Consider the following 13891-nt stretch of genomic DNA (forward strand, 5'->3'; position numbering starts at 1 on the left):
CGCGAAGCGTCGGCCCCCACCGCGTTAGCCTGGAGCCCGCAGACTCCAGCCAGCGGAAATACAGAGGGGCAGACGCAACACGTGCGCATCGCCAGGTTCTCGATCGACGGCAATGTCGCGTTCGGCGCGGTCGAGGGCAGTACTGCCCCCGGCGCCGAAGGTGAGCTCGTCCTCGACATCATCAAGGGCATCCCGTTCGCGGACTTCGAGCTCTCCGGCACGAAGGTCCCGCTGAGCAAGGTACGGCTGCTGCCGCCCGTGCTCCCGAACAAGATCGTGGCCATCGCCCGCAATTACGCGGAGCACGCGCGGGAGCTCGGGAACGAGGTCCCGGACGCGCCCGTCACCTTCTTCAAGCCCTCCACCTCGGTGGTCGGCTCGGGCGACCCGATCGCGTACCCCTCCTTCTCCCAGGACCTTCACCACGAGGCGGAACTCGCCGTGGTCATCGGCCGCATGTGCCGAGAGGTCCCGCGCGAGCGCGCCAAGGAGGTCATCCTCGGCTACACCTGCGCCAACGACGTCACCGCGCGCGACGTCCAGCAGCGCGAGAAGCAGTGGGCACGCGCCAAGGGATTCGACAGCGCCTGCCCCCTCGGCCCCTGGATCGAGACCGAGCTCGACCCGAGCGACCTGACCATCCAGTGCACCGTCAACGGCGAACAGCGCCAGCTCGGCCGCACCAGCGACATGGTCCGCTCCATCGAAGACCTGATCGTGCACATCACCGAGGCCATGACCCTCCTCCCCGGAGACGTCATCCTCACGGGGACCCCGGCCGGAGTCGGCCCCCTCAACGTCGGCGACGAGGTCGCCGTCACCATCGAAGGCATCGGCACTCTCACCAACAAGGTGATCAAGCGTGGCTAACGCGACCCCCCGCGTACGTTTCTGTCCCTCCCCGACCGGCAACCCCCACGTGGGCCTGGTCCGTACCGCCCTCTTCAACTGGGCGTTCGCCCGCCACCACGGCGGTACGTTCGTCTTCCGCATCGAGGACACCGACGCGGCCCGCGACTCCGAGGAGTCGTACGGCCAGCTGCTCGACTCGCTGCGCTGGCTCGGCTTCACCTGGGACGAGGGTCCCGAGGTCGGCGGCCCGCACGCCCCGTACCGCCAGTCCGAGCGCATGGACATCTACGCGGACGTCGCGAAGAAGCTGATCGACGGCGGCTACGCGTACAACTGCTACTGCTCCACGGAGGAGCTCGACGCGCGCCGCGCCGCCGCCCGCGCGGCCGGCAAGCCCTCCGGCTACGACGGCCACTGCCGCGAGCTGAGCATCGTCCAGGTCGAGGCGTACGAGGGCGAGCACCGCCCCCACATCGTCCGCTTCCGGATGCCCGACGAGCCGATCACCTTCACGGACCTCGTCCGTGGCGAGCTGACCTTCACTCCGGACAACGTGCCGGACTTCGGCATCCTCCGGGCCAACGGTGCACCGCTGTACACGCTGGTGAACCCGGTCGACGACGCGCTGATGGAGATCACCCACGTCCTGCGCGGCGAGGACCTCCTCTCCTCGACCCCGCGCCAGATCGCCCTGTACAAGGCGCTGATCGAGCTGGGCGTCGCCAAGACCACCCCCGCCTTCGGCCACCTGCCGTACGTGATGGGCGAGGGCAACAAGAAGCTCTCCAAGCGCGACCCCGAGGCCTCGCTCAACCTGTATCGCGAGCGCGGCTTCCTCCCCGAGGGCCTGCTGAACTACCTCTCGCTCCTCGGCTGGTCCTTCTCCAAGGACCAGGACATCTTCTCGATCGAGGAGATGGTCGCGAAGTTCGACATCCCGGACGTCAACGCGAACCCGGCGCGCTTCGACCTCAAGAAGGCCGAGTCGATCAACGGCGACCACATCCGGATGCTGGACCCGAAGGCCTTCGCGGACGCCTGCGCCCCGTGGCTGCAGGCCCCGCACGCCAACTGGGCGCCCGAGGACTTCGACACGGCCGCCTGGGAGCGCATCGCGCCCTACGCCCAGACCCGCGTCACGGTGCTCTCCGACATCACGGCCAACGTCGACTTCCTGTTCCTCAAGGAGCCGGTCGAGGACCAGGCCTCGTGGGACAAGGCGATGAAGGGCGAGCCGGCGGCCCTGCTGACCACCGCCCGCGAGAACCTCGCCGCGGCCGACTGGTCGGACCCCGAGTCCCTCAAGCAGGCCGTCCTCACCGCCGGCGAGGCCCACGGCCTCAAGCTCGGCAAGGCCCAGGCCCCGGTCCGCGTCGCCGTCACCGGCCGCACGGTCGGCCTGCCGCTCTTCGAGTCCCTCGAGATCCTGGGCAAGGACCGCTCCCTGTCCCGCATCGACGCGACCCTGGCGAAGCTGGCCGCCTGACCCGTACCCCCCGGAGGGGCGGCAGCCGACCCGGCTGCCGCCCCTCCGGCATTGTCGGTGCCGGAGCCTAGGGTGCACTGAGTTGATCACGCACTCCATGGAAGGCCCGCAGCCATGCCGATGACCGCACCCGACTACACCTGGCACTTCACGCCGGGCAACACCTTCTCCTACGAGAGCGGACAGACGGGGATCCTCTCCCTGGCCGAGGTGGGCGAGCTGTCGCTGCCCACGGGCCGGGTCGTCGCCTGCGACCCGTTCGTGTACCTGGGTTCGGGCGACATCGGGGCCTTCACCACGCAGGTGCCCCCGGGCCGGTACCGGGTGGAGGCAGCCATAGCCACGCTGACCCGGCCCGGTGAGCCGAGGGCGACACGTCCGCACACGAGGGTCGCTGCCGCGCGCCTCGTGATCCGGGACGTGCCGACTGTGACCTGGGAGCTCGCGCTCCAGGAGGGGCAGGATGTCTCGGAGCTCGGCGACGACGAGTTCTTCGGCTACGGAGTGGACGCGGGCACCGGCTGCTTCTACGACGCTTCCGCCGACGGGGCCTTCCCCGGCACGGAGGACGAGGAAGGGCCGGTCTGGGCGGCGATGGAGACCGTGGGGGACGGCCCCGCCGTGTTCTTCGCGACGGGCCTCGACGGACACACGCTCGCGGCCTTCACGTCGGGTTGGGGCGACGGCGCGTATCCGACCTGGGTCGGAAGGGACGGGGCCGGCGAGGTGGCCTGCTTCCTCACGGACTTCTTCGTCGTGCCCACGCGCGGCGAGGCCCCGGCGTAGGGTCGGCGGTATGCCGATTCGTGCCGTGCTGTGGGACATCGACGACACCCTGTTCGACTACACCGGAGCCGACCGGGCCGGGCTGGCCGCGCACCTGGCCGCCGAGGGGATCGCGGAGCGGTACGGGGCCCCGCGCGAGGCGCTCGCCCTGTGGCGGCGGATCACCGACCGGCACTGGGAGCGCTTCGCCGCCGGCGAGGGAACCTTCCAGGGGCAGCGCCGGGACCGGGTGCGGGAGTTCCTCGGGGAGCCCGGGATGAGCGACGCCGGGGCCGACGACTGGTTCGGGCGGTACGTCGGGCACTACCAGGCCGCCTGGGAGCTGTTCCCCGACGTGGTGCCCGTACTGGACGCCCTCGCGCAGGGGTACCGGCACGGGGTGCTCTCCAACTCCTCCGTGGCCAACCAGGACCCCAAGCTGCGCCACCTCGGCCTGCGCGACCGCTTCGAGGTCCTGGTGTGCGCCGTCGAGCTGGGCGTCAGCAAGCCGGAGGCCGGGGCCTTCCTCGCGGCGTGCGAGGAGCTCGCGCTGGAGCCGCACGAGGTGGTCTACGTGGGGGACCAGCCGGAGATCGACGCGCGCGGCGCCCGTGACGCCGGGCTGACCGCCGTATGGCTCGACCGCGACGGCGGCCGGGGGCCGGGACCCGAGGGCGTGCACCGGATCGCCGGACTCGAACGGCTCCCCGAGCTGCTGGCCTTGGATACCCGTTTTGGAGCACGGTCAGGCATCCGGTAATGTTCTTTCTGCGCCGCCCGAGCGGGCCGAAAGGCCGGACCGGAGGCGCTAACCGAACGAAAGCACCTCAGGGGCTTGCGTTTTGGTGGGCTATAGTGTAATTGGCAACACGAGAGTTTCTGGTTCTCTTATTCTAGGTTCGAGTCCTGGTAGCCCAGCGCAGTTCAGTAGTAACGCAGTGCTTGCCCCCGTTGTGTAGCGGCCTAGCACGCCGCCCTCTCAAGGCGGTAGCGCCGGTTCGAATCCGGTCGGGGGTACAGATCCTTCCCGTGAGATTTCTTGGGTCGCACCCGGATGTTTTGATGCAGGATCGCTAGGGCCCCCGTTGTGTAGCGGCCTAGCACGCCGCCCTCTCAAGGCGGTAGCGCCGGTTCGAATCCGGTCGGGGGTACGGTGTCTAGCTGGTCTAGACCATTGGGCTATAGTGTAATTGGCAACACGAGAGTTTCTGGTTCTCTTATTCTAGGTTCGAGTCCTGGTAGCCCAGCGCAGTACCGCAGTAACAGCTAGCCCCCGTTGTGTAGCGGCCTAGCACGCCGCCCTCTCAAGGCGGTAGCGCCGGTTCGAATCCGGTCGGGGGTACGCATCGAAGAGGCCCTCCGCGTTCATCGCGGAGGGCCTCTTCGCGTTCCCGGACGCAACCAGGGCACAAGTACGGGCCCGGAGGCGCGCGTTCGGACGTGTGCGGCGTCGTACGCGCCCCCGGGCCCGGGGGTGGATGTGGGAGACGGGATGGGTCAGCTGGAGCGCCGCAGGGCCTCCGTGAGGCGTGCGGCCGCGTCGATGACGGCCTGGGCGTGCATGCGCCCCGGGTGCCGGGTCAGCCGCTCGATCGGCCCGGAGACCGATACGGAGGCCACCACGCGGTTGGAGGGGCCGCGCACCGGCGCCGAGACGGAGGCCACGCCGGGCTCCCGCTCGCCGATCGACTGCGCCCAGCCGCGACGCCGTACGCCCGAGAGCGCCGTCGCGGTGAAGCGCGCGCCCTGCAGGCCGCGGTGGAGCCGCTCGGGCTCCTCCCAGGCCATCAGGATCTGCGCGGCCGAGCCCGCCTTCATCGGGAGCGTGGAGCCCACCGGGACGGTGTCCCGAAGACCCGACAGCCGCTCGGCCGCCGCCACGCAAATACGCATGTCGCCCTGACGCCGGTAGAGCTGCGCGCTCTCTCCCGTGACGTCCCGGAGGTGGGTGAGCACCGGTCCGGCCGTGGCCAGCAGGCGGTCCTCGCCGGCCGCGGCGGCGAGCTCCGCCAGCCGCGGTCCGAGGATGAACCGGCCCTGCATGTCCCTCGCCACCATCCGGTGGTGTTCCAGTGCCACGGCAAGGCGATGTGCCGTGGGTCGTGCGAGCCCTGTCGCCGCGACCAGCCCGGCGAGGGTGGCCGGACCGGACTCCAGTGCGCTCAGTACCAGAGCTGCCTTGTCGAGAACGCCGACGCCGCTAGAGTTGTCCATGAAACGATATTCGCGTCTCACACTGTGAAACGCAAGTTCAATTTTTCCAAGAACCAGCGAGTCTGTATGTGCGGGTCCACGAACCACTGGGTCCGAGCCGTCGTCCGGGACGTGGGGTACGGGCGATCAGGCGCACAAGATCTCTATCAAGCGCCGGCACAACCGGCCGGCCGGAGGGAAAGCGATGGGTAGGACACTCGCGGAGAAGGTCTGGGACGACCATGTCGTCAGGCGCGCCGAAGGTGAGCCCGATCTCCTCTTCATCGATCTGCACCTGCTGCACGAGGTGACCAGCCCGCAGGCCTTCGAGGGTCTGCGCCAGGCAGGCCGCAAGGTCCGGCGCCTCGACCTCACCATCGCGACCGAGGACCACAACACCCCCACGATCGACATCGACAAGCCGATCGCGGACCCGGTCTCCCGGGCCCAGCTGGAGACGCTGCGGTCGAACTGCGCCGAGTTCGGTGTGCGCCTGCACTCGCTGGGCGACGTCGAGCAGGGTGTCGTCCACGTCGTGGGACCGCAGCTGGGCCTGACCCAGCCGGGCACCACCGTGGTCTGCGGTGACTCGCACACCTCCACGCACGGCGCCTTCGGCGCGCTGGCCTTCGGCATCGGCACCAGCCAGGTCGAGCACGTCCTGGCGACGCAGACGCTGCCGCTGGCCCGCCCCAAGACGATGGCGATCACCGTCACCGGCGCGCTGGCCGATGGCGTCACCGCCAAGGACCTGATCCTGGCGATCATCGCCAAGATCGGCACCGGCGGCGGCCAGGGCTACATCCTGGAATACCGCGGCGAGGCCATCGAGAACCTGTCGATGGAAGCCCGCATGACCATCTGCAACATGTCGATCGAGGCCGGCGCCCGCGCGGGCATGATCGCCCCCGACCAGACCACCTTCGACTACCTGGAGGGCCGCGACCACGCCCCGACGGGCGAGGACTGGGACGCGGCGGTCGCGTACTGGAAGACCCTGCACACCGACGGGGACGCGGTCTTCGACGCCGAGGTCGTCATCGACGGCACCACGCTCTCGCCGTTCGTCACCTGGGGCACCAACCCGGGCCAGGGCGCGCCCCTGTCGGCCAACGTCCCCGACCCGGCTTCGTACGAGGACGCTTCGGAGCGCCACGCCGCCGAAAAGGCCCTGGAGTACATGGGGTTGACCGCCGGACAGCCGCTGCGCGACATCAAGGTCGACACCGTCTTCGTAGGTTCCTGCACCAACGGCCGCATCGAGGACCTGCGCGCCGTCGCGGGCATCATCGAGGGCCGCAAAGTCGCCGACGGCGTACGGATGCTGGTCGTCCCCGGCTCGGTCCGCGTCGCCCTCCAGGCCGTGGCCGAGGGCCTGGACAAGGTCTTCAAGGAGGCCGGCGCCGAATGGCGGCACGCGGGCTGCTCGATGTGTCTGGGCATGAACCCCGACCAACTGGCGCCCGGTGAGCGCTCCGCGTCCACCTCCAACCGCAACTTCGAGGGCCGGCAGGGCAAGGGCGGGCGCACCCACCTGGTGTCCCCGCAGGTGGCCGCCGCCACCGCGGTGCTGGGCCATCTGGCCTCGCCCGCCGACCTGTCCGACGCCACCGCGACCGCCGGAGTCTGAGAACGATGGAAGCCTTCACCACCCACACCGGCCGGGCCGTCCCGCTGCGCCGCAGCAACGTCGACACCGACCAGATCATCCCCGCCCACTGGCTGAAGAAGATCACCCGCGACGGGTTCGAGGACGGGCTCTTCGAGGCCTGGCGCAAGGACCCGGAGTTCGTCACGAACCGCCCGGAGCGCGAGGGCGCGACCGTCCTGGTCGCCGGCCCCGACTTCGGTACCGGTTCCTCGCGCGAGCACGCCGTCTGGGCCCTGCAGAACTTCGGCTTCAAGACGGTCATCTCCTCCCGCTTCGCCGACATCTTCCGCGGCAACTCGCTGAAGAACGGTCTGCTGACCGTCGTCCTGCCGCAGGAGACCGTCGAGCAGCTGTGGAAGCTGACCGAGGCCGACCCCACCGCCGAGATCACGGTCGACCTGGTCGACCGCCAGGTCCGAGCCGAAGGCGTCGTGGCCGAGTTCGAACTCGACGACAACGCCCGATGGAGGCTGCTGGAGGGGCTGGACGACATCTCGCTCACCCTTCAGAACGAAGCGGACATCGCCACCTACGAAAGCGTTCGACCCACCTTCAAGCCGCGCACGATTCAGGCGTGATTCCTGCCTGATCAGCGCTTATTCGCCTTCGGGTGATCACATAGGCAACACTGTGCCCCCTGCCGTCAGGCAGGGGGCACAGCTGTGTGTTGAGGCCCCGTGAGGCGACAACTCGCCCCAGATGGCACAATCTGTGCATGGAACGCGACAGTCAACTTAAGCTCTACGAACTTGTCGCGGACCGATTGAAAGAAGCACACACACGGGTGCGCTCACTGCAAGTCCCGGAGGGCGTAAGGATGGCGCTGACCCGGAAGCTGTTGGTCGTCACTGCCGCGGCGAAGCACGATCTCGCCGATGCGGCAGTGCGCCTGGACAGGTTGATGAAGGACCTCGACGAGGGTCGATTCCCTGAAGGCGACTGATGCGAAGGAACTCCGTAACGGCCTACAGCGTTGCGGCACTAGGGTGATAAGCCCGTTTCGTGTTTGATTTGCGGTATATATCCGCCTAACGTGCGAAATAAGCTTGAACACATTCGTTCTGGCGAAGTCTCCGAAGGGGAAGACGTTGAACAAGGCGCAGCTCGTAGAAGCGATTGCCGACAAGCTGGGCGGCCGTCAGCAGGCCGCGGACGCTGTCGACGCGGTACTGGACGCCATCGTCCGCGCGACCGTCGCGGGCGACCGGGTCTCGGTCACGGGCTTCGGCTCGTTCGAGAAGGTCGACCGCCCGGCCCGCTACGCCCGCAACCCGCAGACGGGAGAGCGCGTCCGGGTCAAGAAGACCTCGGTGCCGCGCTTCCGCGCGGGTCAGGGCTTCAAGGACCTGGTCAGCGGCACCAAGAAGCTCCCCAAGGGCGGCGAGGTGTCGGTGAAGAAGGCGCCCAAGGGCAGCCTCACGGGTGGCTCTTCCGCGGCCTCGGCCACGGTGAAGAAGGCCGCCGCGAAGAAGGCCACCACCGCCAAGAAGGCGGCGGCCGCGGCCAAGACCACGGTCGCGAAGAAGACCGCCGCGAAGAAGACCACGGCCACCGCCAAGAAGGCGGTCGCGAAGACCGCAGTGGCGAAGAAGGCCGCCCCCGCGGCCAAGAAGGCCACGGTCAAGAAGGCCGTCGCGACGGCGAAGAAGGCCACCGCCACGGCGAAGAAGACCGCGCCGGCGGCCAAGAAGGCCACCGCAGCGACGAAGGCGCCCGCCAAGAAGACGGCGACGCGCAAGGCCACCGCGAAGAAGACCACCGCCCGCAAGACCAAGTAGGGCACGAGTCACACACGACGGGCCGGCTTCCCCACGTCAGGGGAAGCCGGCCCGCGGTGCGTCCCGGCGCCTTCGGCCGCCCCGCGCCCCCGGGGCCGCCGGGCCGGGGTCAGAACGTCTGCAGCGTGACCAGGGTGATCCGCAGGCCCGCGCCCTCGCCGTCCGTCTCGATCCGGACCCGCTGCCCGGGGCGCAGCAGCCGCAGGCCGCCCGCGTCGAAGGCCGGGGCCTCGAAGGGCACCGGGGTGCCGTCGTCCAGCAGCACACTGCCGCTGCGGGTCTGGGAGTCGTACGTGTACGCGGTCGCCTGCATACGGGCACTGTATCGGGCCGTATGGCGGCCCACGCCGAGGGTGAGGGCCGTGCGCAGATCCTCCGCGGTGTCCACGTCCCGGCGCACGCTGTCCACGCCTGAGAGGGCCATTTCCACCGCCCCCGAAGCCGAATGGCGGGCCCGCGACGGACCGCCGAACGAGGGTGCCAATTCCACGTCCGGCGCAGCAGAAAGCAAGGTCGTCCCGATTCCCGCCGCATCCGCCAGAAATGCCCGGGGAAATGTAGAAGCGGCATCGAGCACGCGTAGCAATTCCGGCGGCCGCAGCGCGGGCAGATCCGCGTTCATCGCGGCCACCGCCGCCCGCGGCCGGCCCGTGCGTATCTCCCGCGCCCCGTGGGCCAGCGCCGCGTTGAGCCCCGCGCCCGGGGAGTCCCGGACGATCCGCGCCCCCAGCCGGGCCAGTTCCGCCCCGGCCGCCGGATCGTCCGTGACGACCACCACATCTGCGACCGCCGCGCAGGCCAGCGCCCCCGCGACGGTGTCCAGCGCGAACGCCAGGGCCAGCCCCGGCCGGGACGCCCCCACCGCCCGCGCGAGGCGGCTCTTGGCCACGGCCAAGGGCTTCAGCGGGACCACCAGACTCCAGACGGCGTTCGTGACCGACCCCTTCCTCCGGTGCGCTCGCGCAGCTTCGTAGACCATGTACGGGTCATGGCCAGGTCATGCGTGGGCCCATTGTCACCTCATGCCGGACGGCCCGGGGCCTGCCCGGGGTGTGCGGGGCGTACGGTGTTCTCGACAGAGACCGGACCCGGGGCGACACTTGTCCGGCCCCGAGGTGCCCAAGCCGCGCACCGGTCCTAGAGGAAGGTGTCCGAGTGTCCCGCCGCAGAATCGGCTTCTGGTACCGCCTTGCGGCGGCCATCGCGAAACCGCCGCTGGTAGTGCTCTTCAAGCGGGACTGGCGGGGAATGGAACACATTCCGGCCGAGGGCGGATTTATCACCGCCGTCAATCACAACTCGTATCTGGACCCGCTCTCCTACGCGCACTTCCAGTACAACACCGGCCGGGTGCCCCGATTGCTCGGCAAGGCGGCCCTCTTCGAGGTGCCGATTGTCGGCGCGATCCTGCGAGGCTCCGGCCAGATCCCCGTCTACCGGGAGTCCACCAACGCCCTGGACGCATTCCGGGCCGCCGTGGACGCGATCGAGCGCGGTGAATGCGTGGCCTTTTACCCGGAAGGCACCCTCACCCGCGATCCCGACATCTGGCCGATGGCCGGCAAGACCGGCGCCGCCCGGGTGGCGCTGCTGACCAGGGCCCCGGTCATTCCGGTGGCCCAGTGGGGCGCGAACCTCGCGATGCCGCCCTACGCCAAGGAGAACAAGCTCAGCCTGTTCCCGCGCAAAACCCTCCAGGTGCTCGCCGGACCGCCCGTGGACCTCTCCGCGTACTACGACCGGGAACCCACCCCGGACGTGCTCAAGGAGGTCACCGAGGTCATCATGGCGGCCATCACCGGGCTGCTGGAGGAACTGCGCGGCGAAACCGCGCCCGAGCAGCCGTACGACCATCGCAAGGCCAGGTTGGAACAGCGGCGCAAGGCCGCGGGGGAGGGCAACAAGTGACACGTCCCGTGAAGGCAGCCGTATTCGGAACCGGCTCCTGGGGCACGGCCTTCGCCATGGTGCTCGCCGACGCCGGCTGCGAGGTGGTCCTGTGGGGCCGCCGCCAGGAGCTCGTCGACGCCATCAACAGCGGCCGGACCAACCCGGACTACTTCCCCGACATCGAACTCCCCGCGAACATCCGCGCCACCACCGACCCGGCCGAGGCCGCGGCCGGCGCCGAGTTCACGGTCCTCGCCATCCCCTCGCAGACCCTGCGCGGCAACCTCGCCGACTGGGCGCCGCTGCTCGCCCCCGACACCGTGCTGGTCTCCCTGATGAAGGGCGTCGAACTCGGCACGGCCAAGCGGATGAGCGAGGTCATCGAAGAGGTGGCCAAGGTCCCCGCCTCCCGCGTCGCGGTCGTCACCGGGCCCAACCTGGCCCGCGAGATCGCCGCCAGGCAGCCCGCCGCCTCCGTGGTCGCCTGCGTGGACGAGGCCGTCGCCCAGCGCCTCCAGGCCGCCTGCCACACCCCGTACTTCCGCCCGTACACGAGCACCGACGTCATCGGCTGCGAGCTCGGCGGAGCCGTCAAGAACGTCATCGGCCTCGCCGTCGGCATCGCGGACGGCATGGGCCTGGGCGACAACACCAAGGGCTCCCTCATCACCCGCGGCCTCGCCGAAGCCACCCGGCTGGGCCTGGCGATGGGCGCCGACCCGCTGACCTTCTCCGGCCTCGCGGGCCTCGGCGACCTCGTCGCCACCTGCTCCTCGCCGCTCTCCCGGAACCACACCTTCGGCACCAACCTGGGCCGCGGGATGACCCTGGAGGAGACCATCGCGGTCACCAAGCAGACCGCCGAAGGCGTCAAGTCCTGCCTGTCCGTGGCCGATCTGGCCCGCCGCCACGGAGTGGACATGCCGATCACCGACACGGTGGTCGACATCGTCCACCACGGCAAGCCCACCCTGGTCGCGCTCAAGGAACTCATGGGCCGCAGCGCCAAACCGGAACGGCGCTGACTGCTTTCCGGACGCATGAGCGGGTACCCTCGTGGCGATATGAGCAGCGAGAACCTCCCCCAGACCCCTGAGCAGCAGGGCCGCAAGCCCCGCGTGGCCGTCGTGTTCGGCGGCCGCAGCTCGGAACACGCCATCTCCGTGGTCACCGCGGGCGCCGTGCTGCGCTCCATCGACCGTTCCAAGTACGAGGTGCTGCCCATCGGCATCACCACGGACGGCCGGTGGGCGCTGACCTCCGACGAGCCCTCCCGGATGGCCATCTCCGGCGGCAAGCTCCCCGATGTGGGGCAGCTCGCCGAATCCGAGGAGGGCACCGTCGTGCTCTCCGTCGACCCGGCCAGCCGCGAGGTCGTCTACACCGAGCCGGGCGCCGTCCCCAAGGCCCTGGGCGAGGTGGACGTGGTCTTCCCCGTCCTGCACGGCCCGTACGGCGAGGACGGCACCCTCCAGGGCCTCCTGGAACTCTCCGGCATCCCGTACGTCGGCTCGGGCGTCCTCGCCTCGGCCGTCGGCCAGGACAAGGACTACATGAAGCGGGTCTTCACGTCCTTCGGGCTGCGCGTCGGCCCGTACGTGACGATCCGCCCCCGCGAGTGGGAGAACGACCGCGAGGGTGCGCTGGGCCGCATCGCGGAGTTCGCCGGCGAGCACGGCTGGCCGCTGTTCATCAAGCCCGCCCGCGCCGGCTCCTCGATCGGCATCACCAAGGTCGACGACGCCTCCGGGCTGGACGCGGCGATCCGCGAGGCCCGCCGCCACGACCCGAAGATCATCGTGGAGGCGCTGCTGCGCGGCCGCGAGATCGAGTGCGGAGTCCTGGAGTTCGAGGACGGTCCGCGCGCGAGCGTGCCCGCCGAGATCCCGCCGGTCTCCAGCCACGACTTCTACGACTTCGAGGCCAAGTACATCGACTCGGCCTCCGGACTCGTGCCCGCCCCGCTCACCCCGGAGCAGACCGCCGAAGTCCAGAAGCTCGCGATCGAGGCCTTCGACGCCGCGTCCTGCGAGGGCCTGGTGCGCGCCGACTTCTTCCTCACCGAAGACGGCACCTTCGTCATCAACGAGATCAACACCATGCCGGGCTTCACCCCGATCTCCATGTACCCGCGCATGTGGCAGGAGTCGGGCATCGAGTACCCGGAGCTGGTGGACCGCCTGATCCAGGCCGCCCTGCGCCGCTCCACCGGGCTGCGCTAGCCACTCGGGCACGAAGCCCCGTACACGCACGAGGACCGCCCGCCGGCTCCCCCTGACAGGGATGGCCGACGGGCGGTCCTCATGAGCGGGTACGGGGCCTCGTGCGGGGCCGTGGGGCCCGGCGCGGGCTCAGTAGGAGGCGATGCCCTCCGGAACGGTCTTGGCGATCGCCGCGGACAGGCCCACCAGCATGCCCGCATCCGTGGCATGCTCCTTGTCGACCCGGACCTCCGTGTACGCCAGCCGCAGCCCGGTGGTGAACCGGAAGCCGCCGTCGTCCAGCTTCTCCAGAAGCCAGCCGACACCGTTGACCTCGACGCCGTCCTGCTCCGGATCCGCCATCTTCGTGGGTTTGGCGATACCGCACCGCAGTACGATCGCCGAGCCGCCCCACGCGGCGGTCAGGTCGGAAGCCGGCACCGCCGGAGTCCCGGCCAGACCGGCCACCGTGTCGGGGAGTTCCTTGTGGAGCGCCGCACAGAAGCCCGCGACATCGGCGGGCGGTGCGGGCGGCGGATCCACCCGGGCCTCCGCGCCACCCGGGGACGGGGAACAGCCCGCGAGGGCCGCCGAGGCGGCCAGCGCGGGCAGGGCGCAGAGCAGAGACGAACGCCGGCTGTGTCGGGACTTCACCGGCCAAGAGTAGACGGGGGCTACAGATGGACCACCGGGCAGGTCAAGGTGCGGGTGATCCCCTCCACCTGCTGGACCTTGGCGACGACCATGCGGCCGAGGTCGTCCACGGTGTCGGCCTGGGCGCGCACGATCACGTCGTACGGGCCCGTCACGTCCTCGGCCTGGATCACCCCCGCGATCTGCGCGATGGACTCGGCGACGAACGACGCCTTGCCCACCTCGGTCTGGATGAGGATGTACGCCTGTACCACGAAACCTCCAGGGCGGCCGCGAGGATCATTTCCCCTACCCTTCGGGTGGGCCCGGGGATGACGGGTGGGCCCGGGGAAGAAGGGACGCCACGGTACCGCGTCGCCGAGCGCCGCGGGGAGACCCGGGGGCCAGGCAGCGCGCAGAGCGGGGCGTACGGAGAGCAGAA

General features: G+C 69.9%; 14 protein-coding genes, 5 tRNA genes and 1 pseudogene. 16 read left to right on the forward strand and 4 right to left on the reverse strand.

All coding sequences use genetic code 11. From position 1 onward, the window contains the following. Window positions 1-81: 81 nt before the first annotated feature. The 9 genes from OHU74_RS25790 (at window position 82) to OHU74_RS25830 (ending at window position 4445) form a co-directional block, all read left to right on the forward strand. Entirely contained in the window at window positions 82-870 is a 789-nt protein-coding gene (locus OHU74_RS25790) for a fumarylacetoacetate hydrolase family protein (RefSeq protein WP_371618070.1), read from the forward strand. Further along, window positions 863-2338 (forward strand): glutamate--tRNA ligase, encoded by a 1476-nt coding sequence (gltX, locus tag OHU74_RS25795; protein ID WP_371618071.1) that lies wholly within the window; start codon window positions 863-865, stop codon window positions 2336-2338. Before OHU74_RS25790 ends, gltX begins: the two co-directional genes overlap by 8 nt. A gap of 114 nt (window positions 2339-2452) precedes the next feature. Further along, window positions 2453-3124: a DUF4241 domain-containing protein gene (locus OHU74_RS25800; protein ID WP_371618072.1), complete on the forward strand. Its 672-nt coding sequence runs from the start codon at window positions 2453-2455 to the stop codon at window positions 3122-3124. A 10-nt stretch (window positions 3125-3134) separates the two neighbouring features. Further along, the gene (locus tag OHU74_RS25805) at window positions 3135-3863 is read left to right on the forward strand and encodes an HAD family hydrolase (RefSeq protein ID WP_371618073.1); all 729 of its coding nucleotides are present in this window, start codon (window positions 3135-3137) and stop codon (window positions 3861-3863) included. Window positions 3864-3949: 86 nt separating this feature from the next. Next, window positions 3950-4021: transfer RNA gene (locus OHU74_RS25810), tRNA-Gln, on the forward strand. Between the two features lie 26 nt (window positions 4022-4047). After that, window positions 4048-4120, forward strand: a tRNA-Glu gene (locus OHU74_RS25815). Window positions 4121-4181: 61 nt separating this feature from the next. Next, a tRNA-Glu gene (locus OHU74_RS25820) sits at window positions 4182-4254 on the forward strand. A gap of 24 nt (window positions 4255-4278) precedes the next feature. After that, window positions 4279-4350 (forward strand) — tRNA-Gln (locus OHU74_RS25825). Window positions 4351-4372: 22 nt separating this feature from the next. Further along, a tRNA-Glu gene (locus OHU74_RS25830) sits at window positions 4373-4445 on the forward strand. Between the two features lie 155 nt (window positions 4446-4600). Here the strand turns inward: OHU74_RS25830 and ndgR are convergent. Continuing rightward, entirely contained in the window at window positions 4601-5317 is a 717-nt protein-coding gene (gene ndgR, locus OHU74_RS25835) for an IclR family transcriptional regulator NdgR (RefSeq protein ID WP_112450208.1), read from the reverse strand. Window positions 5318-5501: 184 nt separating this feature from the next. Between ndgR and leuC the strand changes: the two genes are divergently transcribed. From leuC to OHU74_RS25855, 4 genes are all read left to right on the forward strand, one after another. Then, window positions 5502-6926 carry a 3-isopropylmalate dehydratase large subunit gene (leuC, locus tag OHU74_RS25840; RefSeq protein ID WP_371618074.1) on the forward strand — a complete coding sequence of 475 codons (1425 nt, stop codon included), beginning with the start codon at window positions 5502-5504 and terminating at the stop codon, window positions 6924-6926. A 5-nt stretch (window positions 6927-6931) separates the two neighbouring features. Further along, window positions 6932-7525 (forward strand): 3-isopropylmalate dehydratase small subunit, encoded by a 594-nt coding sequence (gene leuD, locus OHU74_RS25845; protein WP_371618075.1) that lies wholly within the window; start codon window positions 6932-6934, stop codon window positions 7523-7525. Between the two features lie 137 nt (window positions 7526-7662). Further along, complete coding sequence (locus OHU74_RS25850; protein ID WP_330298768.1) at window positions 7663-7890, forward strand: hypothetical protein; 228 nt, start codon at window positions 7663-7665, stop codon at window positions 7888-7890. Window positions 7891-8035: 145 nt separating this feature from the next. Continuing rightward, the gene (locus OHU74_RS25855) at window positions 8036-8725 is read left to right on the forward strand and encodes an HU family DNA-binding protein (protein WP_371618076.1); all 690 of its coding nucleotides are present in this window, start codon (window positions 8036-8038) and stop codon (window positions 8723-8725) included. A gap of 316 nt (window positions 8726-9041) precedes the next feature. On the opposite strand, the pseudogene cofC reads toward OHU74_RS25855, so the two are convergent. After that, window positions 9042-9704, reverse strand: a pseudogene (cofC, locus tag OHU74_RS25860) (2-phospho-L-lactate guanylyltransferase); the annotation flags it as partial. Window positions 9705-9880: 176 nt separating this feature from the next. Between cofC and OHU74_RS25865 the strand changes: the two are divergent. Genes OHU74_RS25865 through OHU74_RS25875 form a run of 3 tightly spaced genes read left to right on the forward strand, consistent with a single transcriptional unit; the run spans window position 9881 to window position 12837 of the window. Then, complete coding sequence (locus OHU74_RS25865; RefSeq protein ID WP_371618077.1) at window positions 9881-10633, forward strand: lysophospholipid acyltransferase family protein; 753 nt, start codon at window positions 9881-9883, stop codon at window positions 10631-10633. After that, window positions 10630-11640: an NAD(P)H-dependent glycerol-3-phosphate dehydrogenase gene (locus OHU74_RS25870; protein ID WP_371618078.1), complete on the forward strand. Its 1011-nt coding sequence runs from the start codon at window positions 10630-10632 to the stop codon at window positions 11638-11640. Before OHU74_RS25865 ends, OHU74_RS25870 begins: the two co-directional genes overlap by 4 nt. 39 nt (window positions 11641-11679) lie before the next feature. After that, complete coding sequence (locus tag OHU74_RS25875; protein ID WP_330298772.1) at window positions 11680-12837, forward strand: D-alanine--D-alanine ligase family protein; 1158 nt, start codon at window positions 11680-11682, stop codon at window positions 12835-12837. Between the two features lie 129 nt (window positions 12838-12966). Here OHU74_RS25875 and OHU74_RS25880 read toward each other — a convergent pair whose 3' ends face one another. Together OHU74_RS25880 and OHU74_RS25885 are read right to left on the reverse strand one after the other, a co-directional pair. Next, complete coding sequence (locus OHU74_RS25880) at window positions 12967-13470, reverse strand: DUF3515 family protein (protein ID WP_371618079.1); 504 nt, start codon at window positions 13468-13470, stop codon at window positions 12967-12969. Between the two features lie 20 nt (window positions 13471-13490). Next, window positions 13491-13724, reverse strand: coding sequence for an Lrp/AsnC ligand binding domain-containing protein (locus OHU74_RS25885; protein WP_112450218.1), 234 nt, complete (start codon window positions 13722-13724; stop codon window positions 13491-13493). Between the last annotated feature and the right edge of the window lie 167 nt (window positions 13725-13891).

Source organism: Streptomyces sp. NBC_00454 (assembly GCF_041434015.1).
GTDB lineage: Bacteria > Actinomycetota > Actinomycetes > Streptomycetales > Streptomycetaceae > Streptomyces.